The sequence below is a fragment of the Promicromonospora alba genome, assembly GCF_042654905.1.
Taxonomy (GTDB): domain Bacteria; phylum Actinomycetota; class Actinomycetes; order Actinomycetales; family Cellulomonadaceae; genus Promicromonospora; species Promicromonospora alba.
This window is the reverse complement of sequence record NZ_JBHSFI010000005.1, coordinates 49,808-71,986: the sequence shown is the minus strand read 5'-3', so window position 1 is coordinate 71,986 and position 22,179 is coordinate 49,808. Positions and strand designations below refer to the sequence as shown.

The window sequence follows — 22,179 nt, the reverse complement described above, 5'->3', positions numbered from 1 at the left end:
TCGTAGACTGGTCCGGTGATGACACACGCCGTCGACCAGCACAGTGCGGAGGACAGCGCTCCCGCGCCCTCGGTGCGGCTGCCGCTGCGCCCCGAGCTGGCGAACGAGAAGCCGTACGGCGCTCCGCAGCTCGACGTCCCGGTGCTGCTGAACGTCAACGAGAACCCGTACCCGCCCGGCGAGGAGGTGGTCGCCACCATCGCCGAGGAGGTGGCGCGCGCCGCCCGCGGGATGAACCGTTACCCGGACCGGGACGCGACGGTCCTGCGTCGGGACCTCGCGGACTACCTCGCGGTGGAGACCGGCGTCGACCTGGAGCATTTCGACGTGTGGGCCGCCAACGGGTCCAACGAGGTGATGCTGCACGTCCTCCAGGCGTTCGGCGGTCCGGGCCGTACCGCCCTGTCGTTCGCGCCGACGTACTCCATGTACCCGGAGTACGCGCGGGACACGCACACGACCTGGGTGGTGGGCCGCCGGGAGGACGACTTCACGCTCGACCCGGCCTACGCCGCAGAGACCATCCGCGCGGTACGCCCGTCGGTGGTCCTGCTGGCCAGCCCCAACAACCCGACCGGAACGGCGCTCCCGACGGCCACCGTCGAGGCGGTCTGCGAGGCGGCGCTCGGTGTGGACCTCGACGGCGCGCACCCCGTCGTCGTGGTGGACGAGGCCTACGCGGAGTTCCGGCGTCCTGGCACGCCGTCCGCCGTCGCGCTGCTGGAGCGGTACCCGAACCTCGCCGTCACCCGCACGATGTCCAAGGCCTTCGCCGCGGCCGGCGCCCGGCTCGGCTACCTGGTCGCCTCCGGCGACTTCGTCGACGCGCTCCGGATCGTGCGCCTGCCGTACCACCTGAGCGCCATCACGCAGGCAGCGGCCGGCGCCGCGCTGCGCCACCGCGAGTCCCTCATGGCGCAGGTCGCCACGCTGCGTGCCGAGCGGGACGCGTGTGTCGCCTGGCTGCGCGAGCAGCGGCTCCCGGACGGCGCCCCGTTCGAGGTCGCCGACACGGACGCCAACTTCGTGCTGTTCGGCCGGTTCAGCGATCGGCACGCCGTGTGGCAGGGTCTGCTGGACCGCGGTGTCCTGATCCGCGAGACCGGCCCCGACGGCTGGCTGCGGGTCTCGATCGGCACGTCCGCCGAGATGGCCGCCTTCCGCTCGGCGCTCACCGAGGTCCTGCAGGGGCAGGGCAACGGGCCGGGCGACGAGCACGCACACGAGCAGGGAGAGGAACAGTCATGACCAGGACAGCACGCGTCGAGCGCGCCACCTCCGAGTCGAAGGTGCTGGTCGAGCTCGACCTCGACGGCACCGGGCGCACCGACATCAGCACGAGCGTGCCGTTCTACGACCACATGCTCACCGCGCTCGGCAAGCACTCGCTGATCGACCTCACCGTGCACGCGACCGGCGATACTCACATCGACGCCCACCACACCGTCGAGGACGTCGCGATCAGCATCGGCGAGGCACTGCGCGAGGCACTCGGCGACAAGGCGGGCATCTCCCGGTTCGGCGACGCCCTCGTGCCGCTCGACGAGGCGCTCGCCCAGGCAGTGGTGGACGTGTCCGGCAGGCCGTACCTGGTGCACGAGGGTGAGCCCGCCGGTCAGGAGTACCACCTCATCGGCGGCCACTTCACGGGTTCGCTGACGCGGCACGTGCTGGAGTCGATCGCCCACCACGCGGGGATCTGCCTGCACGTGCGGGTGCTCGCGGGCCGCGACCCGCACCACATCGTCGAAGCCCAGTTCAAGGCGCTGGCGCGTGCGCTGCGCGCCGCCGTCGCCGTCGACCCGCGGGTCGACGGAATACCGTCCACGAAGGGTGCGCTCTAGCAGCCATGTCCGACAGCCCCAAGCCCGAGAACGACGGGTCCGGCAGCACGCCGCCCGGCGACGACCTGCCCGACTTCGATCTCGACTTCGAGATCCCGGACGACCTGTCGTCCCTCACCGGTAGCGGCGAGCCCGAGTTCGCCGCGATCCTCACCCAGATCGCCGGGGCGGAGCCGCTCGCAGCGGCCAGCTCCCTCGCACAGCTCGACCTCGACGCGGTTCCCACGTCGATGGGCGCCGTCGGCGTCCTCAAGGACCTCGCCGGCGACGCGCCCGAACAGGCCGCCGCCGAGATCTCCCAGCTCGTGCGGGGCGTCCCGCTCGTCCTGGTGACCCGCACCGGTGAGCAGATGACGGCGGTCCAGTTCGCCGACGGCGTCCGCGGTGACGAGCTCGCCCCCGGCCTCGTGCTGGGCAGCGCCCCCGAGAACGTGGTCGACCTGCTGACGGGCGCCACCAGCGTGGCCGACCTGGACGGTGTGGTCGGCTCTACCTCGATCAGCAAGTTCAAGGCGGTGCGGATGCTCACGTCCGCGGCGCGCAAGGCCCGCAAGGGCATGGGCAAGGGCGAGCCCGACCAGGGCAGCACGGGCGGGGCCTGAGCGTGGGCGCGAGGGTCGTCGTCCTCGACTACGGCTTCGGCAACGTCCGGTCCGCCGTCCGTGCCCTGGAGCGGGTCGGCGCGGACGTGACGCTGACCGCTGACCGGACCACGGCGCAGGAGGCCGACGGCCTCGTGGTGCCGGGTGTCGGCGCGTTCGCCGCGTGCATGGCAGGCCTCAAGGCCGTGCGCGGGCACGAGGTGGTCGGCCGCAGGCTGGCCGGCAACCGCCCGGTCCTTGGCATCTGCGTGGGCATGCAGGTCATGTTCGACGCCGGCGTGGAGCACGGCGAGCGTGCCGAGGGCATCGGCGAGTGGCCCGGCGTCGTCGAGCGGCTCGAGGCTCCCGTCGTGCCGCACATGGGCTGGTCGCCGGTCGAGGCGCCCGAGGGCTCTACCCTCTTCGAGGGGATCGCCGACGAGCGCTTCTACTTCGTGCACTCGTACGCCGTGCAGACGTTCACCAAGGGCTACGACGAGAACGCGGTAGGGATCTTCTCGCCGCCGAAGGTCACGTGGGCCGAGCACGGCGGACGCTTCGTCGCCGCGGTCGAGGACGGCCCTCTCGCGGCCACCCAGTTCCACCCCGAGAAGTCGGGCGACGCGGGATCCCAGCTCCTGCAGAACTGGGTCCGCACCCTCGCCTGACCCACCCCCCACACCGTTGAGTGCTGGGTATTTGTGAGCCAGCGAGGGTTGATTCAACACATACCCAGCACTCAGTTCAGAGACAGATCGAAACTTGGAGAGACATGACCGACCGCCTCGTGCTCCTGCCCGCCGTCGACGTCGCCGACGGCCAGGCCGTCCGCCTCGTCCAGGGCGAGGCCGGCTCGGAGACCTCCTACGGCGACCCCCTGACGGCGGCCCTGGACTGGCAGTCCGGCGGCGCCGAGTGGGTCCACCTCGTGGACCTGGACGCCGCCTTCGGGCGCGGCTCCAACGCCGAGCTGCTCGCGCGGGTCGTCGGGGAGCTGGACGTGCAGGTCGAGCTGTCGGGCGGCATCCGCGACGACGAGTCGCTGGAGCGCGCGCTCGCGACCGGCGCACGTCGCGTCAACCTGGGCACCGCCGCGCTCGAGGACCCGGCCTGGACGGCCAAGGTCATCGCCGAGCACGGCGACCGCGTCGCCGTCGGCCTCGACGTGCGCGGCACCACGCTCGCCGCGCGCGGCTGGACCAAGGAGGGCGGCGACCTCTGGGAGGTCCTCGGCCGCCTCGACGAGGCAGGCTGCGCCCGCTACGTCGTCACTGACGTCACCAAGGACGGCACGCTGCGCGGCCCCAACCTCGAGCTGCTGTCCGACGTCGCCGCGCGCACCTCCGCGCACGTCGTCGCCTCGGGCGGCATCTCGTCGCTCGACGACCTGACCGCCCTGCGCGAGCTCGGCACCATCGAGGGCGCGGTCGTCGGCAAGGCGCTGTACGCGGGTGCGTTCACCCTGCCCGAGGCGCTCGACGTCGCCGGCCGCCCGGGCGACGAGGCCGGAGAGTGAAGTCGATCCAGCCGTCCAGCCAGTTCGCGGACGACGACGGCTCAGCCGACGCCGAGCTGACCCGGCTGCTCGCCGGCTACACGACGGGGACCGCCCCGCTGCGCGACGTCGTCGCGCGGCTGGCCGAGACCCGCGTGCTGGTACCGGTCCTGGCCGAGCTCGGGGTCGCCGAGCAGAACCCGGACGGGCTGACCGTGGACAAGGAGGCGTCGTCCGGCGTCGTGGCGCTGGAGGCGCCGGACGGGCGCCGGGCGCTGCCCGTCTTCACGTCCGTGGTCGCCATGCAGGCCTGGCGGACCGACGCGCGGCCGGTGCCCGTCGAGGCGTCCCGCGCCGCGCTGTCCGCGGTGAACGAGAACTGGGCGCTGATCGTCGTCGACCCGGCAGGGCCGTCGACGGCGCTCGTGCCGCGGCCCGCCGTCTGGGCGCTGGCACAGGGCCAGGAGTGGCGGCCGGCGCTCGTACCGCACGAGGACGGGATCGTCGTGGACCCGGAGATCGCCTCCGAGGTGGCCGTCGCGGCGGCCCCGGTGCAGCACGTGGTGCGGGCGCACGCCGAACCCGGCCGCACGGCAGAGGTCGCCGTGGTGCTCGGCCTGAACCCTGGCCTGGACCGCGCCGGGCTGGACGCGGTGCTGGCCCAGGTCAACGCCCGGCTGGCGGCATCAGAGGTGATCTCGGCGCGGGTCGACTCGCTGGAGCTGAGGATCGGCGTGGCGCGCTGATCCTGCTCAGCAGCCCTTCGCCGGGGTGAACGCCGTGTCGTCGGCGAGCATGTCCTGCAGCGTCGACAGGGGCACGAGCAGGCTGTTGTCGTCCGCGGTCTTCGCGTAGACGACGCCGATCACCCGCCCCTTGTCGTCCAGCGCCGCCGACCCGGACGAGCCGGGCTCGACCTGGGCGTCGGTGAGCAGCACCTCGCCGAGGTTGGCGTTCAGCGGGTCCCGCGTGGCGCCCATGACCTCGCCCTCCGTCACGGTGAGCTCGCCGCCGGCCGGATAGCCCACGACGGTGACGGGGTCGCCGGGCTTCGGGTCGGCCTTGGCCAGCTTCGGGAACGACGGCAGGGGATCGGTGGTCCGCACGACGGCGAGGTCCGCGAGCCCCGCCGTCGAGGTGGCGCCGACCGTGATGTCGTGCCCGTCGTAGGTGCTGACCTCGAGGTCCTTCGAGTCGGAGACCACGTGCTTGTTCGTGATGAGGGTGTGGGCATCGATCGCGAAGCCCGAGCCGGTCGACAGCTCCTCGCAGCCCACGTTGCGGATGCGGACCGCCATGCGCTCGACGGCGTCGAACCCGTCGGGGCTCAGCGCGTCGCCGCCGGCCGCCGGGGAGAGGCCCACCGGGGACGACGGCACGATGTCGCTCGGCACCGGCTCCGGCAGGGGCGGCAGCACGCCGCAGCCGGCCAGCGAACCGGTGAGGAGGAGCGCGCCGACGAGCAGGGCGCGACTCGCGAGCGAGCGGCCCGCCGGCCTCACGGTCGTAGCTCCTTCTGCAGCGACTCGTTCGCCGTCTCCGCGTCCGCGCACAGCGCGTTGACCTGCTGCTCGTAGCGGTTCAGGTCCGCTGCCTGGTACTGGTCGGCTTCCTTGAGATAGCCGACGAGCTCCTCCTGGCCCGCCACGCACTGCCCGAGCGCCGACGCCACGGTGGCGGCGGCCGCGCTGACCTGGGTCTGGTAGTCGAGGTACTGCTGCGAGGCGACGTTCTCGTCGCCGAGCTGGGCCTTCTCGTTCGCCAGGTCGGTGATGCGCGCCGTGGCCGTGGACAGCTGGTCGCGGGCGGCCTGCAGCTCGGTGTTGGCGCCCTCGAGCTGCATCCGCAGCGACGCCACCTCCTCGGCGTGCTCGTGCGCCTTCTCCTGCCAGTCGGCGGCGTTGCGCTGCCAGCGGACCGTGGTCACCCACAGATAGGCGCCGACGGCGATCGTGGCGACCAGCAGGACGGCGAGCACACGAGACCCGCGACCGCGACGTGGCCGGGGTGCCTGAGCGGGTTCCGGTGTCGCCAGGACGGAGACCTCGGACATCAGACGACGGAGCCCGTGTACTTCTCGCCAGGTCCCTCGCCCGGGGCGTCCGGGATCACCGAGGCCTCCCGGAACGCGAGCTGGAGGCTGCGCAGCCCGTCCCGCAGCGACCGGGCGTGCTGGTTGCCGATGTCGGGCGCGCTCGCGACCACCAGCGCGGCGAGCGCGGTGATCAGCTTGCGGGCCTCGTCGAGGTCCTTGAGCTCCTCGGCGTCGTCGCCTTCTGCCAGGCCGCACTTCACGGCGGCGGCGCTCATCAGGTGGACGGCGGCGGTGGTGATGACCTCGACTGCCGCGACCTCGGCGATATCGCGTGTGGCCTGGTCAGTGCCCACCGGAGCCTGGATGCCGCCGGGGGTCTCGTCGCTGGAGCTCATGGACTCCATCTTTCCATCCCGACAGGGGTGCGGGTGAACGTCCGGTCTGGGCTAGCCTGCCTGGGTTCAACGGTGACACAGGGGAGGCCCTTCGATGCATGACGACATCACACTGACCACCGGGCGCGCGCAACGCGTGCTGACGGAGCGCATCTGGCCGGCGGTCCACGCGACGTCCGTACCGCTCGACGTCGAGTGGCACGCGCTGCCGGGGGAGCCGATCCCCCCGCGAGAGGGTCTGGCCCTCGCCATGGAGCCCTACGAGGTGGGCACGCCGTGGGGCCCGGCGTGGGGCACCACCTGGTTCCGGCTGACCGGATCGGTCCCCGCGGAGTGGTCCGGCCGGGCCGTCGAGGCGGTGATCGACCTCGGCTTCGACGCCAGCATGCCCGGCTTCCAGGCCGAGGCGCTGGTCTACCGCTCGGACGGCACCACGGTGAAGTCGATCAACCCGCGCAACCAGTACGTCCCGGTGGCTGACGCCGCGTCCGGCGGCGAGCGGGTGGAGCTGCTCCTGGAGGCGGCGTCGAACCCCGTGCTCCTCGGGCACGACCTGTTCAAGCAGACCCAGGAGGGCGACACCCGGACGTCGTCGCCGCGCCCCCTGTACACGACCCGGCGCATGGACCTCGCGATCTTCGAGGCCGAGGTGCACGAGCTCGCACTCGACGTCGAGGTGCTGCTCGAGCTGCAGGCCGAGCTGCCCACCGGCCCGCGCCGCATGCGGATCCTGCAGGCCCTCGACGACGCGCTCGACGCGCTGGACCTGCAGCGCATCCCGGAAACGGCCGCGGCCGCCCGGGCGGCGCTCGCTGACGTGCTGGCGAGCCCGGCGGAGCCGAGCGCCCACGAGATCTCGGCGGTCGGCCACGCGCACATCGACTCCGCCTGGCTGTGGCCGGTCCGGGAGACGATCCGCAAGGTCGCGCGCACGACGTCGTCCATGGCGGACCTGATCGACCGCACCGACGACTTCGTCTACGGCATGTCGTCGGCGCAGCAGTACGCCTGGGTCAAGGAGCACCGGCCCGAGGTGTGGACCCGGATCAAGGAGGCGGTCGCCAAGGGCCGGTTCCTGCCGCTGGGCGGGATGTGGGTCGAGTCCGACACCGTGATGCCCTCGGGCGAGGCGATCGCGCGCCAGTTCTCGCAGGGGCAGCGGTTCTTCGAGCGGGAGTTCGGGATCCGCAGCAAGGGCGTGTGGCTGCCCGACTCGTTCGGCTACTCGCCGGCCCTGCCGCAGCTCGTGCGCCGCGCCGGGTTCGACTGGTTCTTCACGCAGAAGATCTCCTGGAACCAGGTCAACGTGTTCCCGCACCACACGTTCTGGTGGGAGGGCATCGACGGCTCGCGCGTCCTGACCCACTTCCCGCCCATGGACACCTACAACTCGCAGCTCTCGGGCGAGGAGCTGGCCACGGCGACCCACCAGTTCCGCGAGTCGCGGCGCGCCTCGGGCTCGATCGCGCCCGTCGGGTTCGGCGACGGTGGCGGCGGCACCACCCGGGAGATGACCGGCAAGGCCGAGCGGCTGGCCGACCTCGAGGGCAGCGCGAAGGTCCGCTGGGAGCACCCGGACGCCTTCTTCGAGCGCGCCCGCGAGGAGCTCACCGCGCACGCGACGAGTGACAGCGCTGTCTGGGTGGGCGAGCTCTACCTGGAGCTGCACCGGGCCACGCTGACCTCGCAGCACAAGACCAAGCAGGGCAATCGGCGCAACGAGCAGCTGCTGGTCGAGGCGGAGGCGTGGGCCGCGACGGCGTCGGCCCGTACCGGCGCGGACTACCCGTACGACGAGCTGGACGCGCTGTGGCAGCAGGTCCTGCTGCTGCAGTTCCACGACATCCTGCCCGGGACGTCGGTCGCGTGGGTGCACCGCGAGGCCATGGAGACGCACGCGCGGATCACGGAGGGGGCTCGGGCGATCATCGAGCGCTCCCTGCGGACCCTGGTCGGCGAGGGAGACACCGTCCTGCGGGCCAACCCCGCGGTGTTCGCCCAGGCGGGGGTGCCCGCCCTGGGCGTTGCCCCGGCGACGGCGCCGACGTCGGCGCCGAGCACCCTGACCGAGCTGCCCGACGGCGGCTACGTGCTGGCCAACGACCTCGTCCGGGTCACGCTGGACGCGGCCGGCCACGTCACGTCCGCCGTCGACCTGGCCAGCGGGCGCGACGCCGTCGCGCCGGGCCGCGAGGCCAACGTGCTGCAGCTGCACCAGGACTTCCCGAACAAGTGGGACGCCTGGGACGTGGACCGGTTCTACCGCAACTCGGTGACCGACCTGCGCGAGGCCGAGAAGGTCACCGCCACCGTCGAGGACGGTGTGGCCACGGTGACGGTGCGTCGGCAGTTCTCGTCGTCGAGCCTGGAGCAGGTGATCACGCTCGCGCCGGGCAGCCGGACCCTCGAGGTCGCGATGGAGACCGACTGGCACGAGGCCGAGAAGTTCCTCAAGGTCGCCTTCCCGCTCGACGTGCGCGCCGAGCACATGGCGGCCGAGACGCAGTTCGGCTTCCACAAGCGGGTCACCCACACCAACACCAGCTGGGAGGCCGCCAAGTTCGAGACCTCCATGCACAGGTGGGTGCTCGCGGAGGAGCCCGGCTTCGGCGTCGGCCTGGTCAACGACTCGATCTACGGGTACGACGTGACCCGCGAGGTGTCCGACGACGGCGTGGCGCCGGCGCCCGGCGTCCCCGCGGTGACGACGACCGTGCGGCTGTCGCTGCTGCGTGCGCCGCGGTTCCCGGACCCCGAGACCGACCAGGGCATCCAGACGCACCGGTACGGGCTGGTCGTGGGCGTGGACACCGCGGCGGCCACCGAGGCGGGCGCGACGTTCGGCGCTCGTCCGCGTGAGCTGCGCGGCGGGACCGGCGTCGAGCCGCTCGTGACGGTGAGCGGCGGGGTGAGCGGCGGGGTGACGCTGTCCGCCGTCAAGCTCGCCGACGACCGGTCGGGCGACCTCGTGGTGCGCGTCTACGAGGCGCTGGGCCGCCGCGCGTCGGCCACGGTCTCGGTGGCCACGCCGGTATCCGGCGCGCGCACGGTGAGCCTCATCGAGGACGGCATCGAGGCCGGAGCGGTGGACGTGACGGCGGACGGCGTCGTCGCGCTCGACCTCGCCCCGTTCGAGGTTCGCACCCTCCGCTTCACGCGAGCCTGACGAGCAACACCTGTGTTGAGTGCTGGCTATCTGCGGGATCTGCGGGTGCAGGTCCGCAGATAGCCAGCACTCAACACCGGTGTGCTGCTGTCTTGACAGCGGGTGGGGCACGCGGCACGCTAGCGGCGCTAAAGCGCTTTAGTCCGGGCTGCGGCACCATGGGCACGGCAAGAGACATAGCACGAGGCGCGGCACGAGACACGGCAAGTCCCCAGGGCGCGACGAAGCATTGCTGGAAGGAACTGTCATGAAGATCAGGAGCATCAGGGCCGCTGGAGCGGCCCTGACCGTGCTGGCCGCCCTCGGCGGCTGCACCCTGAGCGGCGGGGACGACGCCGGAGCCGGGCCTGCCGCCGACACCACGGCGGGCGCCGCCGCCGACGTCATCGGCGAGGTCACGCTGCAGACCTGGGCGCTCAAGCCGAACTTCACCGAGTACGTCGAGGGAGTCATCGCCGACTTCGAGAAGGCGTACCCGGGCACCACCGTGACCTGGCTCGACCAGCCGGGCGACGGCTACTCGGAGACGCTGCGCGCGCAGGCCGCTGCCGGCGAGCTGCCCGACGTCACGAACCTGCCGCCCGACTTCGCGTTCTCGCTGTCGCGCGAGGGACTCCTCACGGACCTCACGACGGTCGACGACGCGCTCGCGGACACCTACGTGCCCGGCGCGCTGGAGGCGTACCAGTACGCGGGCACGGAGGGCACGTTCGGGTACCCGTGGTACCTGACCACCGACCTGAACTACTGGAACACCGAGATGTTCGAGGCCGCGGGTCTCGACCCGGCGGCGCCGCCCACCACCCTGGACGAGCTCATCGCGCAGGCGCGCACGATGAAAGACGTCACCGGCGGCTACCTCATGAGCCGCAAGCCGGGGCTCGGCGACTTCGCGGCGGAGGGTCTCCCGATCCTGTCCGAGGACGGCACGAGGTTCACGTTCAACACCCCGGAGGCCGCCGAGCTGCTCGACGCCTACCGCGACGCGTACGCCGACGGCCTCATGCCCGACGACGTGCTCACCGACGCCTACCTCGGCAACAGCCAGCTGTTCACCGAGGGCAAGGTGGCCTGGTCGACGGGCGGCGGCAACTTCATCGCCACCGTGCTCGAGAACAACCCGTCGCTCGAGGGCAAGGTCGCCCCGTCGCCGTACATGGGTGCCACCCCGCTGTACGTGCAGGGGCTGTCGATCTCGAGCCAGTCGGCCAACGTGCCGACGGCGGTGGCGCTGGCGCGGTTCGTCACGAACGCCGCCAACCAGGAGGCGTTCGCCGAGGAGGTGCCCGGCGTCTTCCCGTCGACCGCCGAGTCGCTGGAGAAGCCGGAGCTGGCCGAGAGCGACGGCACCCCGCAGGGTGCGGCCAAGCAGATCGCGTACACCAGCCTCGGCACGGCGCGGTTGCTGCAGCCGGTCGAGGTCAGCGAGGCGATGACCACCATCATCAACCAGCAGCTCGCGGCGGCGATAGCGGGGGACAAGACCTCGCAGGAAGCCCTGGACGCAGCGGTCGAAGAGTGCGACAAGCTGCTCGCCGACCAGTGATGCCGGCCGCAGGGCACCCGAACCGCAGGCCGACCATCGCCGACATCGCCGCGCACGCGGGCGTCTCCCCGACAGCGGTGTCGTTCGCGCTCAACGACCGTCCGGGGATCAGCGCGCGGACCAGGAGCCGCATCCTGGCCGCCGTCGCGGAGCTCGGGTGGCGGCCGAACGTGGCTGCCCGCGCCCTGGGCGGCCGGCGGGCCGACACGGTGGGCCTGGTCGTCACGCGACCCGCGCGGACCCTGGGTGTCGAGCCGTTCTTCGCCCAGCTCGTCTCGGGGCTGCAGGCGCGGCTGTCGGCGGACCTCGTGGCGCTGCAGCTGCTGGTGGTGGAGGACGTGCCCGCCGAGCTCGACGTCTACCGGCGCTGGGCCGCCGAGCGGCGTACCGACGGCGTTGTCGTGCTCGACCTCGTGAGCGACGACCCGCGCCCCGAGGAGCTGGTGCGGATGGGCCTGCCCGCGGTGCTGCTCAGCGGCGACGGCACGCCGGGCCCCGTGCCCGCCGTCTTCGCCGACGACCATGCCGCCATGACCTTGCTCGCCGAGCACCTGGCCGCGCTGGGACACGTGCACGTCGGCCACGTGGGCGGCGTCCCCGCGTACGTACACTCCGCGCGGCGGGCCGCCGCGCTGCACGACGCCGGGGCGCGCCTCGGCCTCGACATCACGACAGTGCCGGCGGACTTCTCGCAGGGCGAGACCGCGGCAGCGACCAGGGCCCTGCTGGCCCGCGACGAAAGGCCTACTGCAATCGTCTACGACTCCGACGTCTCCGCGCTCGCGGGCGTCACAGTACTGGCCGAGGCGGGGCTCGACCTGCCCGGCGACATCTCCGTGGCATCCTTCGACGACTCAGAGCTGGTGCGTCTCGCGCACCCGCCGCTCACCGCGATGACCAGGGACACGTTCGAGCTAGGCGAAGTCATGGCCACCACCCTGCTGTCGCTGGTGCGGGGCGAGCCGGTGCCCGACGTCGTGGACGCCCCCGCGCCCGTGCTGACCGTGCGCGGCAGCACGGGCCGGGTCCCGGAGGTGGCCGCATGACCGGGCCCGCACACGTCCCGGCGGGGCGGCCCGGCGTCGGCCTCACGAGCGAGCACGCACGGCGGATCGCGCACGGCGGCGCGGGTCGCACGGTGGTGCTCGACGGTCTGGACGTCCCGGTGGTGGCCGGCACGGAGCTGCGCTGCACGCTCCTGCCGGTGCTCGACCAGGAGCTCACCTACCGCTCGACCTACGTGGCGGTCGACCTGCTGCTCGACGACGGGACGTGGCTCCTGGAGACCGAGGCCGGAGGCGAGCTCCGGGACCAGCACCGCATGCTCGCGACCGCCGTCGGGCAGGGGGAAGCGCGGATCCTGGTCCCCGACCACTGGAACGTGGTCCGGGTGGACCTGGACCGGGTGGCCGAGCTGCTGCCCGGCCGGCGCGTGCGCGCGGCCGCCGTCGTGACGGCGCCGCCGGACCGCGGGGACACCGAGGTGTGGCTGGACGCCGTCACCGTCGGGCCGCGCCCGGAGCACGTCGTGGCCGGGCGCACCGACCTCGTCGACACCCGGCGTGGCACCCACTCCTCGGGTGCCTACTCGCGCGGGAACAACGTGCCCGCGGCGGCAGTGCCGAACGGCTTCACGATGTGGGTGCCGCTCACCGACGCATCGACCGAACGCTGGCTCTACTCGTGGGCCGCGCACAACGGGCCGGACAACCGGCCGCGCCTGCAGGGGATCGGCATCTCGCACGAGCCCAGCCCGTGGATGGGGGACCGCGACCAGCTCGCGTTCCACCTGGTTCCCGCGCAGCCGGGCGAGGAGGGCACGCCCGACGCCGGACTGGACGCCCGCGCGCTCGGCTTCTCGCACGACGCCGAGACGGCCCGCCCGCACCGCTACGGCGTCGACCTGGACGGCGGCTGCCGCGTCGACGTCGCGGCGTCGGACCACGGCGGCGTGCTGCGGTTCACGTTCCCGCCCGGCGCCACCACCGGCCACCTGATCGTCGACGCCGTGAGCGATGCCGGAGCCGACGGCCCGCCCGTCGCCGTCACCGTGCACGACGACGGCACGCTCACCGGCTGGAGCGACCACGGCAGCGCGCTCTCGGTGGGCCGCAGCCGCATGTACGTGGTGGGCCAGGTCTCCCGGCCCGTCCTGCGCACGGGCCGGGCACGCGGCCGGGAGCACGCCACCTACGCGACGGTCGCGCTGGACCCGGCGGCAGGACCCGGCGACCAGGCCGACCGCACGGTAGAGGTGCGCGTGGCGACGTCGTACATCAGCGAGGACCTGGCCTGGCGCGCCCTGGACCGCGAGGTCAGCGGATCCTTCGACGACGTGGCCGAGCGTGCGCGCACGCAGTGGGAGGACCGCCTCGGTGTGCTCGACGTAGAGGGCGCCACCGAGGAGCAGCAGGTGACGCTCTACTCGAACCTCTACCGCCTCAACCTGTACCCGTCGTCGTACACGGAGTTCGGCACCGACGGCGAGCTCGTGCACGCCTCTCCCGTGCTCGACGGCGCGCCCGTCCTGCCCGGCGAGATGTTCGTCAACCACGGCTTCTGGGACACCTACCGCACCTGCTGGCCCGCCTACGCGCTGCTCTACCCGGACGTCGCCGCGCGGCTCGCCGACGGGTTCGTGCAGCAGTACCGCGAGGGCGGCTGGGTCGCGCGGTGGTCGTCGCCGGGCTACGCGGACCTGATGACGGGCACGTCGTCCGACGTCGCGTTCGCCGACCTGTACCTGCGCGACGTCCCCCTGCCCGACCCGCTCGCCACCTACGACGCCGGCCTGCGCAACGCGACGGCCCTGCCCACCCGGTCCGGCGTGGGCCGCAAGGGCCAGGACTTCGCACTCACCCACGGCTGGGTGCCGCGCGACGTCGACGAGTCGGTGTCCTGGGGCCTCGAGGGCTACATCAACGACGCGGGCCTGGCGCGGATGGCGCAGGCGCTCGCGGACGCGCCGGGCACGCCCGACGACCGGCGGCGCGCCCTGCGTGACGAAGCCGCCTACCTGCGGCAGAGCTCGCTCGGGTACGTGCACCTCTTCGACGCGGGAACTGGGTTCTTCCGGGGACGCGACCGGGACGGGTCGTTCGGCTCCGGCCCGTTCGACCCGGACGAGTGGGGCGGCGACTACACCGAGTCCGACGCGTGGAACTTCCTGTTCCACCCCGTGCACGACGGCGCGGGCCTGGCCGCCCTGCACGGCGGCCGCGCCGGGCTGGAGCGGCTGCTGGAGCGGTTCTTCGCCACGCCCGAACGGGCCGACAAGCCCGGCACCTACGGGTCCGTGATCCACGAGATGGTCGAGGCGCGCGACGTGCGGATGGGCCAGTTCGGCCAGTCCAACCAGGTGTCGCACCACATCGCCTACGCATGGCTGTTCGCCGGCCGGCCGGACCGCGCCCAGGCGACCGTGCGCGAGGTCCTGGCGCGGCTGTGGACCGGCAACGAGATCGGGCAGGGCTACCACGGCGACGAGGACAATGGCGAGATGTCGGCCTGGTACGTCCTCTCCGCCCTGGGGCTGTACCCGCTGGAGATCGGGTCCTCGCGCTGGGCGGTCGGCTCGCCGCTCTTCGAGCGCGCGGTGGTGCACCGGCCCGACGGCGACCTCGTGGTCGAGGCGCCCGGCGCGGCCGACAGCTGGTACGTGGCGGGGCTGGACGTGGTCACGGGCTCTGCTAGCGACGGCGGTGGCGGTGCGGCTTGCGCGGTCACGTCGCCGACTGTGGAGCACGGCGACCTCACCGGGGGAGCGACCCTTCGGTTCGCCATGTCCGGGACGCCGACGAGCTGGGGTGCGCCGGAGTCGGACGGTCCGGGCCGGGACCCGGCTGGCGTGGACGCCGGGTCGGGCAGCGAGCCGGTCCGGCCGTGGCGGCGGGCCGACGGCGGCTGGCATGGCGCCGGCGGGGCCCTGCCGCGGCTGACGGACGGTGACCTGACGACGTCTGCCGAGGTGGCGGACGTGCTGGAGTGGCGGCCGTCCGGCTCTGTTCCGGAGGGTGCTGTGCTCCGCGCGTACACACTGACTTCGTCTGCTGGGCCTGCTGGGCCTGCTGGGCCTGCGGCGAGGTCGGCGGCCGCGAGGTCGGATCGGCAGCCGCCGTCGGCATGGCGCCTGGTCGCGGATGACGGCCGCGTGCTGGACGAGCGGTCCGGCGAGCAGTGGCCCTGGCCGGGTCAGTTGCGCCCGTTCGTGCTGGCCGAGCCCGTACCGCTGACCGGGCTCCAGCTGGAGACCGGCGAGGGCGGCGTGCTCGCTCAGGTGGAGCTGCTCGTCGACTGATCCGCGCTGCCGCGCTGGGCATCGGCGCTGTACGAACGCGAGGGATGGATCCGGGCCGACTCCTACCCGCCCTGTCCTGCCGAGTCGAGTGTGTGCTCCGAGCAGCGGGGGCGGTGCGCGGTACCGTCAGCCCCGTGAACCCCGAAGCATGGCGGCGCATCGTGGCGTGGCTCGTCGACTGGCTCTGCTTTCTCGTGTGGCTCGCTCTGGTCGCAGCGATCGGGATCCCGCTGTACGTCGCCGGCATGACCGGCCAGTGGTCCGTCGTGACCACGAACGTGGTCTCCGCGCTCGTGACGGCCGTCCCGCTGACCATCTTCCTCGCCGTGCTCGAGTCCGGTAAGCGGCAGGCGTCGGTCGGCAAGCGCGTGCTGGGGCTCAAGGTGGTGGCCGCCGGGGACGGCGGGCGGCTCTCGTTCGCCTCGGCCCTGCTCCGGAACGCGCTCAAGGTCACGGTGCCATGGACGATCGGACACGCCGCGGCGATCGCCCTCGTCGGGTCCACGACCATCAGCTCGGGCCTCTTGACCCTGACTGCGGCGGCCTACGTGCTGCCCCTCGTCTACGTCGTGACGCTGTTCGTGCGCGAGGGGCGCACGCCGTACGACCGGGCCGGAGGTGCCAGGGTCGTCCGCGTCTGACCGCCCGTCGGCCGTGCCCGCAGGAGCTGCTCAGGAGTTGACGACGTCCGCGGCGTGCGCGAACCAGCTCGCCCGGCCGCCGCCCGCGTACCCGACGGAGTTGAAGTACTCCCAGCCGAAGACGCCGCCGAAGTCCGGGTGCCGCGCGGCAAGGGTGCCGACCGTGGCGTCGAAGGTGGGCCAGTCGACGTACCCGCTGCAGTTGGCCGGGTTGGTGACGGTGCCGGCCACCACGCGGCCGGGGGTGAACCCGTTGGCGAGGATCTGGTCGTACACGGTGGTGGTCCGCAGGTCGCCCCAGCCGCAGTAGAACTGGGTGTTGTACCAGTCGATCCGGTCGCCGGCGCGGCGTTCGAGCTCGGCGTAGGAGAAGCCGCCGGAGAACCTCGTGCGGCCCGCCATGTCGGTCGCGACGGGCGTCAGCGTGATGACGAAGTCGGGGCCGAAGTCCGCCCGCAGCGTGTCGACCAGATGGATCGTGTCCGCGAGCGAGAAAGTCTCCTCGATGTCGAGGTCCACGCCGTCCAGCCCGTACGTGCGCAGGAAGTCCCGCAGCACGGGGTAGAAGCGGTCGAAGTCCTCGCGCAGGTACCGGTAGGTGCCGGGCGCGGCGCCGCCGACGAACGCGCTGACCGTGACGCCCTGGTCCTGCATGGTCGCCAGGTCGTCCCACATCACGCCGAGCTCCGGGTGGTTCGCCGGGATGTCGTTGACGGTGAGGGAGGCGTCCGCGTTCAGGTGTATGGCGCCGACGTTGACGTCGGTGACCGAGCCCAGGAGCGGCTTGGGGTCGACGTAGCGGCGGACGCCGTCCGAACCGGTCTCGTAGATCGTCTGGTAGAACGCCAGCACGCGGTGGGACGCGGCTGTCGGCTCGGGCTTCGGGTCGTGCTTCGGCGCCGAGGTGGCCGGCCCGGCCGCCGCCGTCAGTGCCAGCAGGCCTGCTGCGAGGGCGGCGCCGATCCGGATGAGCGAGCGAGACATCGTTGACTCCCTTGTTCGCGACGCGTTGTCATGGCGCACGGTAGCGGAGATCGAGTGAACGTAGGAGTGGTCGCTGCATGAGCCCCGATCGAGCGACCAGGCCTACGTTCGGCGATGGAGCGACCATCCCTACGTTCGGCGCGGCGGGACGGCAGAGGCCGGGCCCCTACGGGGACCCGGCCTCTGCTGGTGCGGGTGGATCAGACGGCGACGGCCGCGCGGAGCTTGGCGCCCAGCTCTCCGTCGACGTTCGTCCAGTACTGGAAGAAGCGCTCACGGATCTCGTCGATCGTGATGGCCTGGCCCTGACCGGTCAGGGTCTCCAGCAGACGGGCCTTGGCGCCGTCGTCGTAGACCTCGCGGTACAGCGTGCCGGGCTGGCCGAAGTCGCTGTCCTCGCTGTGCAGCGTTGCCGCGGTGCGCACGAGCTCGCCGTCCGACTCCCAGGCGCCGTCCTGGCCGCGAGCCGGGTCGGCGACGGGGCCGCCGAACGAGTTCGGCGCGTAGTTCGGCACGCCGACCTCGTTGAAGTGGTGGCGCTGCGAGCCGTCCTGCGAGTAGTTGTGCACCGGGGCGGCGTGCGGCTGGTTCACCGGGACCGACTGGTAGTTGGTGCCCACGCGGTAGCGCTGCGCGTCCGGGTAGGAGAAGACCCGGGCCATCAGCATCTTGTCGGGCGAGATGTCGGTGCCCGGGACCTGGTTGGCCGGGGACAGCGCGATCTGCTCGATCTCCGCGAAGTGGTTCTTCGGGTTGCGGTTCAGCGTGAAGTTGCCGAAGTGGATCAGCGGGTAGTCCGCGTGCGGCCAGACCTTGGTCAGGTCGAACGGGTTGAACCGGTAGGTCTTCGCGTCGTCGTACGGCATGACCTGGACCTTGATGTCCCAGACCGGGTTGTCCCCACGCTCGATGGCCTCGTACAGGTCGCGGCGGTAGTAGTCCGCGTCCTGTCCGGCGATCTTGGCGGCCTCGTCGTTGTCGAGGAACTTCACGCCCTGGCGGGAGATGAAGTGGTACTTGACCCAGAACTTTTCGCCTGCGGCGTTGGTCCACATGTAGGTGTGCGAGCCGTAGCCGTTCAGCTCACGCCACGAGGCGGGCAGGCCGCGGTCGCCCATGAGGTAGGTGACCTGGTGCGCCGACTCCGGGGACAGGGTCCAGAAGTCCCACTGCATGTCGGAGTCGCGCAGGCCCGACCAGGGGAGGCGCTTCTGCGAGTGGATGAAGTCCGGGAACTTGATCGCGTCGCGGATGAAGAACACCGGCGTGTTGTTGCCTACGATGTCGAGGTTGCCCTCGCTCGTGTAGAAGCGCAGCGCGAAACCGCGCACGTCGCGCCACGTGTCGGGGGAGCCCATCTCACCGGCGACGGACGAGAAGCGCAGGGCCACCTCGCCCTTGGCCCCCGGCTGGAAGCCCGCGGCACGCGTGTACTGCGACACGTCACCGGTGATCTCCCACTCACCGAAGGCGCCACCACCCTTGGCGTGCACGATCCGCTCCGGGATCCGCTCGCGGTTGAACTGTGCGAGCTTCTCGACCAGGTAGCGGTCGTGCAGGACCGTGGCGCCGTCGGCGCCGACGGTCAGCGAGTGTGCGTCGCTGACGACCGGCGTGCCGGTCTGCGTGGTGGTGTAAGGAGTTGTCATCTTCAGACGTGCCTTCCTTTGGTGCTACTCGGGGGTTCTAGCGGGGTTCGGCGTGGGTCGGCGAACTCTTGGTGCCCAGCGCTGTGGGCGGGCTCAGGCGCTGCAGTCCGGACACAGGCCCCAGTACGTGACCTCGGCGGTCTCGACCACGAACCCGTGGTCGTCGCTGGGGGTCAGGCAGGGGGCATGACCGACCGAGCAGTCCACGTCACCGATGGCGCCGCAGGAGCGGCAGACGATGTGGTGGTGGTTGTCGCCCGTCCGCCGCTCGTAGCGTGCAGGGTGGCCGGCGGGCTCGATGCGGCGCAGGAGAGCGGCGTCGGTCAGCGCGTGCAGGACGTCGTAGACCGCCTGCACCGAGACCGTGCCCAGCTCCGCGCGGACCGAGCTCAGGACGTCGTCGGCAGTGGCGTGCTGGCTCTCGCCCACCGCGCGCAGGGCCGCCACACGAGGGGCGGTCACCCGCAGGCCGGCGCCGCGGAGGAGGTCCTCCGGCGTCACGGCTGCGGAGGCGGTCGGCGTCATAGGTTTCACCCTAGCCCCTAAACTGGAATGATTCCAGTTGTGCTGAAGGCCTGTGCCGGGGCTTGCGCTGTGACGCGGCCGACCTCACACCGGCCCGTATGGCAACCTGCGCCGGCATGCTGCTATCGTGGGGGCACGACCGACCCGGTGAGAGCCGGGTGCACAAAGTGGATCACCATCCCACCCGAGTCACGACCGAGCGCCGCAAGGTGCCGACAGAGGCCGGGTCCTTGGTCGGGTGCAGCGGTATCGGCTCAGTTGTTCGCCGGTCCGGGCACCCTTTCCTTGTGATGGCTTCCACCTGTGTTCAGGGCGGGAGCCATTTCTCGTTCCTGGTGGTCAATCAACGACTTCTGAGGAGCATCACCATCACCGAGCCTCGCATCAACGACCGGATCCGTGTTCCCGAGGTCCGACTCATCGGTCCTGGCGGGGAGCAGGTCGGCGTGGTTGCCACGGCGGTCGCCCTGAAGCTCGCCCAGGACGCTGACCTCGACCTCGTCGAGGTTGCGCCGGACGCTCGCCCGCCTGTCACCAAGCTCATGGACTTCGGCAAGTTCAAGTACGAGTCCGACATGAAGGCGCGAGAAGCGCGGCGCAACCAGGCGAACACGGTTCTCAAGGAGATCCGGTTCCGTCTGAAGATCGACCCGCACGACTACGAGACGAAGAAGGGCCACGTCGTCCGCTTCCTCTCGGCCGGCGACAAGGTCAAGGTCATGATCATGTTCCGTGGCCGCGAGCAGTCGCGCCCGGAGATGGGTCGTCGCCTGCTGGAGCGTCTGGCGGAGGACGTCGCCGAGCTCGGCTTCGTCGAGTCGATGCCGAAGCAGGACGGCCGCAACATGACCATGGTCCTCGGGCCGGTCAAGAAGAAGGCGGACGCCAAGGTCGAGCAGCGCAAGCGCTCTACCGAGATCAACGCGGGCCGGATGACCAAGTCCGAGGCGAAGGCGCAGGCCCGTGCGGCCGACGAGCCCGAGACCTCGGAGCCGGTCGAGGACCAGGTCGACGAGATCTCCGAGGCCACGGTCGAGGAGCCTGCCGCCGCGCCGGCTCCTGAGCCCGTCGTCGAGGAGCCCGTCGCGGAGCCCGAGCCCGTAGCCGTCGTCGAGCCGGAGCCGGAGCCGGTCGTCGAGGCCGAGCCCGAGCCGGTCGCTGCGGCCGAGCCGGTCGCTGAGGTCGAGCCCGAGCCCGTCGTCGAGACGCCCGCCCCCGCGGAGCCGAAGCCGGCCACCAAGCCTGCGGCCAAGACTGCCTCGAAGCCGGCAGCGAAGCCGGTCACCAAGGCAGCTCCGAAGCCCGTCCCGGCCCCCAAGCCGGCGCCGAAGCCCGTGGCCCCCAAGCCGCGTGCGCCGAAGGCCGGCTGAGGCGCGGTCCCCAAGACCACTACGACACCAGGTCGGCCCACCGGCCCAGGTACAACGTCGCCGCTCCAGCAGCGGTCGACCGACATGAGGAGAAACGGCAGTCATGCCGAAGAACAAGACGCACTCCGGTTCGAAGAAGCGGTTCAAGGTCACGGGTAGCGGCAAGATCATGCGCGAGCAGACCAACGCTCGCCACTACCTCGAGCACAAGTCCAGCCGTCGCACGCGTCGTCTGGCCATGGACCAGGTCGTCGCACCGTCTGACGTCAAGAAGGTCAAGCGCCTGCTCGGTAAGTGATTTTTGTGGCGCACGCCTGACAGGCGTCGCCAAGAACCCTTTCAGCCCCGAAGTACAAGGAGTCTCACGTGGCACGCGTGAAGCGGGCAGTAAATGCCCAGAAGAAGCGCCGTACAACCCTCGAGCGCGCCGCCGGTTACCGCGGCCAGCGCTCGCGCCTCTACCGTAAGGCGAAGGAGCAGGTCACCCACTCCCTGGTCTACGCATACCGTGACCGGAAGAAGAAGAAGGGTGACTTCCGCAAGCTGTGGATCCAGCGCATCAACGCTGCGTCCCGCGCGCAGGGTCTGACCTACAACCGCCTCATCCAGGGCCTCAAGGCCGCTGGTGTCGAGGTCGACCGCCGCATGCTCGCTGAGCTCGCTGTCAACGACATCGCGGCGTTCAACGCCCTCGTCCAGGTCGCCAAGGACGCGCTGCCGGCGGATGTCAACGCCCCGGCCGCTGCCTGAGGTTGAGCATTTCACCGGACGCCCGGCCAGCCGCCTCTTCGGAGGCCCCGTCAGCGCTTGACGTGACGCTCGCGAATCCGCGAGCCGACCGCGTCAAGCAGGTACGGGCACTGGCCGGGCGTTCGGCGCGTTCCAAGCACGGGCTGTACCTGGTCGAAGGCCCGCAGGGCGTGCGAGAGGCGGTCCGCCATGCGGCGCCGTCCGTCCGGGACGTCTATCTGACGCCGTCGGCCGCGACGCGGTACGCCGAGATCGTCGACGACGCCCGCTCGGCCGGGCTGTTCGTGCATGTCGGCAGCCTCGAGGTGCTCGAGGCGATGAGTGCCGACGCCCAGGGTGTGCTCGCGGTCGTGCGGTCCGCCGTGCCGTCGCTGCGTGAGGCGCTGGCCGCGCGAGACCCGGAGCGCGCCGGTCGGCCCCTGCTCGCCGCTGTGCTCGCCACTGTCCGTGACCCCGGGAACGCGGGCACCGTCATCCGGGCCGCCGACGCCGCCGGGGCCGACCTCGTGGTCCTCGCGGGGGAGAGCGTCGACGTGCACAACCCCAAGGTGGTCCGTTCGACCGCCGGGTCGCTGTTCCACCTGCCCGTGGTCACCGGGATGTCGCTCGCGGCCGCGGTGGCCGAGCTGCGCGCCGCCGGGTGCCATGTCCTCGCCGCTGACGGGACCGGCCCGCTCGACCTGGACGACCTCCTGGACGACGCCGGTTCCGGCGCGGTGCCGGATCTTGCCGGGCCGACCGCCTGGGTGTTCGGCAACGAGGCCTGGGGGCTGCCCGAGGAGGATCGCGCGCTGGCCGACGCCGTCGTGCGGGTGCCGCTCCGCGGCAAGGCCGAGTCGCTCAACCTGGCCACGGCGGCGACCGTCTGCCTCTACGCGAGCAGCCGCGCCCAGCGCTGAAC

General features: G+C 71.8%; 21 protein-coding genes. 15 read left to right on the top strand and 6 right to left on the bottom strand.

Annotated features, from left to right (window positions below; all coding sequences use genetic code 11):
* The first annotated feature begins 18 nt into the window (after positions 1–18).
* From ACFO6V_RS15400 to ACFO6V_RS15375, 6 genes are all read left to right on the top strand, one after another.
* Positions 19–1,248: a histidinol-phosphate transaminase gene (locus ACFO6V_RS15400; RefSeq protein ID WP_377138148.1), complete on the top strand. Its 1,230-nt coding sequence runs from the start codon at positions 19–21 to the stop codon at positions 1,246–1,248.
* Positions 1,245–1,844, top strand: a complete 600-nt coding sequence (hisB, locus tag ACFO6V_RS15395) for an imidazoleglycerol-phosphate dehydratase HisB (RefSeq protein ID WP_377136694.1) — start codon at positions 1,245–1,247, stop codon at positions 1,842–1,844. Before ACFO6V_RS15400 ends, hisB begins: the two co-directional genes overlap by 4 nt.
* A 5-nt stretch (positions 1,845–1,849) precedes the next feature.
* On the top strand, positions 1,850–2,446 hold the full coding sequence (locus ACFO6V_RS15390; protein ID WP_377136692.1) for a hypothetical protein: 597 nt from the start codon (positions 1,850–1,852) through the stop codon (positions 2,444–2,446).
* A gap of 2 nt (positions 2,447–2,448) precedes the next feature.
* The gene (gene hisH / locus ACFO6V_RS15385) at positions 2,449–3,093 is read left to right on the top strand and encodes an imidazole glycerol phosphate synthase subunit HisH (protein WP_377136690.1); all 645 of its coding nucleotides are present in this window, start codon (positions 2,449–2,451) and stop codon (positions 3,091–3,093) included.
* 104 nt (positions 3,094–3,197) lie between these two features.
* Complete coding sequence (gene priA / locus ACFO6V_RS15380) at positions 3,198–3,941, top strand: bifunctional 1-(5-phosphoribosyl)-5-((5-phosphoribosylamino)methylideneamino)imidazole-4-carboxamide isomerase/phosphoribosylanthranilate isomerase PriA (protein WP_377136689.1); 744 nt, start codon at positions 3,198–3,200, stop codon at positions 3,939–3,941.
* Positions 3,938–4,666, top strand: coding sequence for an SseB family protein (locus ACFO6V_RS15375; RefSeq protein ID WP_377136687.1), 729 nt, complete (start codon positions 3,938–3,940; stop codon positions 4,664–4,666). The genes priA and ACFO6V_RS15375 overlap by 4 nt, the downstream gene beginning before the upstream one ends.
* A gap of 6 nt (positions 4,667–4,672) precedes the next feature.
* On the opposite strand, the gene ACFO6V_RS15370 is transcribed toward ACFO6V_RS15375, so the two are convergent.
* From ACFO6V_RS15370 to ACFO6V_RS15360, 3 genes are read right to left on the bottom strand one after another with little or no spacing between them, the layout of a single operon-like run.
* A complete protein-coding gene (locus ACFO6V_RS15370; RefSeq protein WP_377136686.1) occupies positions 4,673–5,422 on the bottom strand; it encodes a S1C family serine protease in 750 nt (249 codons plus the stop codon).
* Positions 5,419–5,973, bottom strand: coding sequence for a hypothetical protein (locus ACFO6V_RS15365; protein ID WP_377136684.1), 555 nt, complete (start codon positions 5,971–5,973; stop codon positions 5,419–5,421). The genes ACFO6V_RS15370 and ACFO6V_RS15365 overlap by 4 nt, the downstream gene beginning before the upstream one ends.
* Positions 5,973–6,350, bottom strand: coding sequence for a DUF1844 domain-containing protein (locus ACFO6V_RS15360; RefSeq protein WP_377136682.1), 378 nt, complete (start codon positions 6,348–6,350; stop codon positions 5,973–5,975). The genes ACFO6V_RS15365 and ACFO6V_RS15360 overlap by 1 nt, the downstream gene beginning before the upstream one ends.
* A 94-nt stretch (positions 6,351–6,444) precedes the next feature.
* On the opposite strand from ACFO6V_RS15360, the gene ACFO6V_RS15355 reads away from it, so the two are divergent.
* From ACFO6V_RS15355 to ACFO6V_RS15335, 5 genes are all read left to right on the top strand, one after another.
* Positions 6,445–9,516, top strand: coding sequence for an alpha-mannosidase (locus ACFO6V_RS15355; RefSeq protein WP_377136680.1), 3,072 nt, complete (start codon positions 6,445–6,447; stop codon positions 9,514–9,516).
* Positions 9,517–9,763: 247 nt separating this feature from the next.
* The gene (locus tag ACFO6V_RS15350; RefSeq protein WP_377136678.1) at positions 9,764–11,062 is read left to right on the top strand and encodes an ABC transporter substrate-binding protein; all 1,299 of its coding nucleotides are present in this window, start codon (positions 9,764–9,766) and stop codon (positions 11,060–11,062) included.
* Positions 11,062–12,108 carry a LacI family DNA-binding transcriptional regulator gene (locus ACFO6V_RS15345; protein WP_377136676.1) on the top strand — a complete coding sequence of 349 codons (1,047 nt, stop codon included), beginning with the start codon at positions 11,062–11,064 and terminating at the stop codon, positions 12,106–12,108. The genes ACFO6V_RS15350 and ACFO6V_RS15345 overlap by 1 nt, the downstream gene beginning before the upstream one ends.
* The gene (locus ACFO6V_RS15340; RefSeq protein WP_377136674.1) at positions 12,105–15,359 is read left to right on the top strand and encodes a GH92 family glycosyl hydrolase; all 3,255 of its coding nucleotides are present in this window, start codon (positions 12,105–12,107) and stop codon (positions 15,357–15,359) included. Before ACFO6V_RS15345 ends, ACFO6V_RS15340 begins: the two co-directional genes overlap by 4 nt.
* 134 nt (positions 15,360–15,493) lie before the next feature.
* Complete coding sequence (locus ACFO6V_RS15335; RefSeq protein WP_377136672.1) at positions 15,494–16,000, top strand: RDD family protein; 507 nt, start codon at positions 15,494–15,496, stop codon at positions 15,998–16,000.
* A gap of 30 nt (positions 16,001–16,030) precedes the next feature.
* On the opposite strand, the gene ACFO6V_RS15330 is transcribed toward ACFO6V_RS15335, so the two are convergent.
* The 3 genes from ACFO6V_RS15330 to ACFO6V_RS15320 form a co-directional block, all read right to left on the bottom strand.
* Positions 16,031–16,984, bottom strand: a complete 954-nt coding sequence (locus tag ACFO6V_RS15330; RefSeq protein WP_377136671.1) for a glycosyl hydrolase family 18 protein — start codon at positions 16,982–16,984, stop codon at positions 16,031–16,033.
* A 200-nt stretch (positions 16,985–17,184) separates the two neighbouring features.
* Entirely contained in the window at positions 17,185–18,633 is a 1,449-nt protein-coding gene (locus ACFO6V_RS15325; RefSeq protein WP_377136670.1) for a catalase, read from the bottom strand.
* A 93-nt stretch (positions 18,634–18,726) separates the two neighbouring features.
* Positions 18,727–19,158 carry a Fur family transcriptional regulator gene (locus tag ACFO6V_RS15320; RefSeq protein WP_377136669.1) on the bottom strand — a complete coding sequence of 144 codons (432 nt, stop codon included), beginning with the start codon at positions 19,156–19,158 and terminating at the stop codon, positions 18,727–18,729.
* A 290-nt stretch (positions 19,159–19,448) separates the two neighbouring features.
* On the opposite strand from ACFO6V_RS15320, the gene infC reads away from it, so the two are divergent.
* The 4 genes from infC to ACFO6V_RS15300 all read left to right on the top strand — a co-directional run bounded on the left by infC (position 19,449) and on the right by ACFO6V_RS15300 (position 22,177).
* Positions 19,449–20,528 (top strand): translation initiation factor IF-3, encoded by a 1,080-nt coding sequence (gene infC, locus ACFO6V_RS15315; RefSeq protein ID WP_377136668.1) that lies wholly within the window; start codon positions 19,449–19,451, stop codon positions 20,526–20,528.
* Between the two features lie 103 nt (positions 20,529–20,631).
* Positions 20,632–20,826, top strand: coding sequence for a 50S ribosomal protein L35 (gene rpmI, locus ACFO6V_RS15310; RefSeq protein ID WP_116674656.1), 195 nt, complete (start codon positions 20,632–20,634; stop codon positions 20,824–20,826).
* Between the two features lie 68 nt (positions 20,827–20,894).
* Positions 20,895–21,278 carry a 50S ribosomal protein L20 gene (rplT, locus tag ACFO6V_RS15305; protein ID WP_116674657.1) on the top strand — a complete coding sequence of 128 codons (384 nt, stop codon included), beginning with the start codon at positions 20,895–20,897 and terminating at the stop codon, positions 21,276–21,278.
* A 62-nt stretch (positions 21,279–21,340) separates the two neighbouring features.
* Positions 21,341–22,177 (top strand): TrmH family RNA methyltransferase, encoded by an 837-nt coding sequence (locus ACFO6V_RS15300; protein ID WP_377136667.1) that lies wholly within the window; start codon positions 21,341–21,343, stop codon positions 22,175–22,177.
* The last annotated feature ends 2 nt before the right edge of the window (positions 22,178–22,179 follow it).

What these genes read in the sequence shown, in the direction of transcription:
- ACFO6V_RS15350 (WP_377136678.1), top strand. Translation starts at nt 9,764, where the DNA reads ATGAAGATCAGGAGCATCAGGGCCGCTGGAGCGGCCCTGACCGTGCTG.
- ACFO6V_RS15360 (WP_377136682.1), bottom strand. Translation starts at nt 6,350, where the DNA reads ATGAGCTCCAGCGACGAGACCCCCGGCGGCATCCAGGCTCCGGTGGGC.
- ACFO6V_RS15320 (WP_377136669.1), bottom strand. Translation starts at nt 19,158, where the DNA reads ATGACGCCGACCGCCTCCGCAGCCGTGACGCCGGAGGACCTCCTCCGC.
- ACFO6V_RS15325 (WP_377136670.1), bottom strand. Translation starts at nt 18,633, where the DNA reads ATGACAACTCCTTACACCACCACGCAGACCGGCACGCCGGTCGTCAGC.
- rpmI (WP_116674656.1), top strand. Translation starts at nt 20,632, where the DNA reads ATGCCGAAGAACAAGACGCACTCCGGTTCGAAGAAGCGGTTCAAGGTC.
- ACFO6V_RS15355 (WP_377136680.1), top strand. Translation starts at nt 6,445, where the DNA reads ATGCATGACGACATCACACTGACCACCGGGCGCGCGCAACGCGTGCTG.
- hisB (WP_377136694.1), top strand. Translation starts at nt 1,245, where the DNA reads ATGACCAGGACAGCACGCGTCGAGCGCGCCACCTCCGAGTCGAAGGTG.
- ACFO6V_RS15345 (WP_377136676.1), top strand. Translation starts at nt 11,062, where the DNA reads ATGCCGGCCGCAGGGCACCCGAACCGCAGGCCGACCATCGCCGACATC.
- ACFO6V_RS15330 (WP_377136671.1), bottom strand. Translation starts at nt 16,984, where the DNA reads ATGTCTCGCTCGCTCATCCGGATCGGCGCCGCCCTCGCAGCAGGCCTG.
- ACFO6V_RS15390 (WP_377136692.1), top strand. Translation starts at nt 1,850, where the DNA reads ATGTCCGACAGCCCCAAGCCCGAGAACGACGGGTCCGGCAGCACGCCG.
- ACFO6V_RS15365 (WP_377136684.1), bottom strand. Translation starts at nt 5,973, where the DNA reads ATGTCCGAGGTCTCCGTCCTGGCGACACCGGAACCCGCTCAGGCACCC.
- ACFO6V_RS15340 (WP_377136674.1), top strand. Translation starts at nt 12,105, where the DNA reads ATGACCGGGCCCGCACACGTCCCGGCGGGGCGGCCCGGCGTCGGCCTC.
- infC (WP_377136668.1), top strand. Translation starts at nt 19,449, where the DNA reads ATGGCTTCCACCTGTGTTCAGGGCGGGAGCCATTTCTCGTTCCTGGTG.
- priA (WP_377136689.1), top strand. Translation starts at nt 3,198, where the DNA reads ATGACCGACCGCCTCGTGCTCCTGCCCGCCGTCGACGTCGCCGACGGC.
- ACFO6V_RS15400 (WP_377138148.1), top strand. Translation starts at nt 19, where the DNA reads ATGACACACGCCGTCGACCAGCACAGTGCGGAGGACAGCGCTCCCGCG.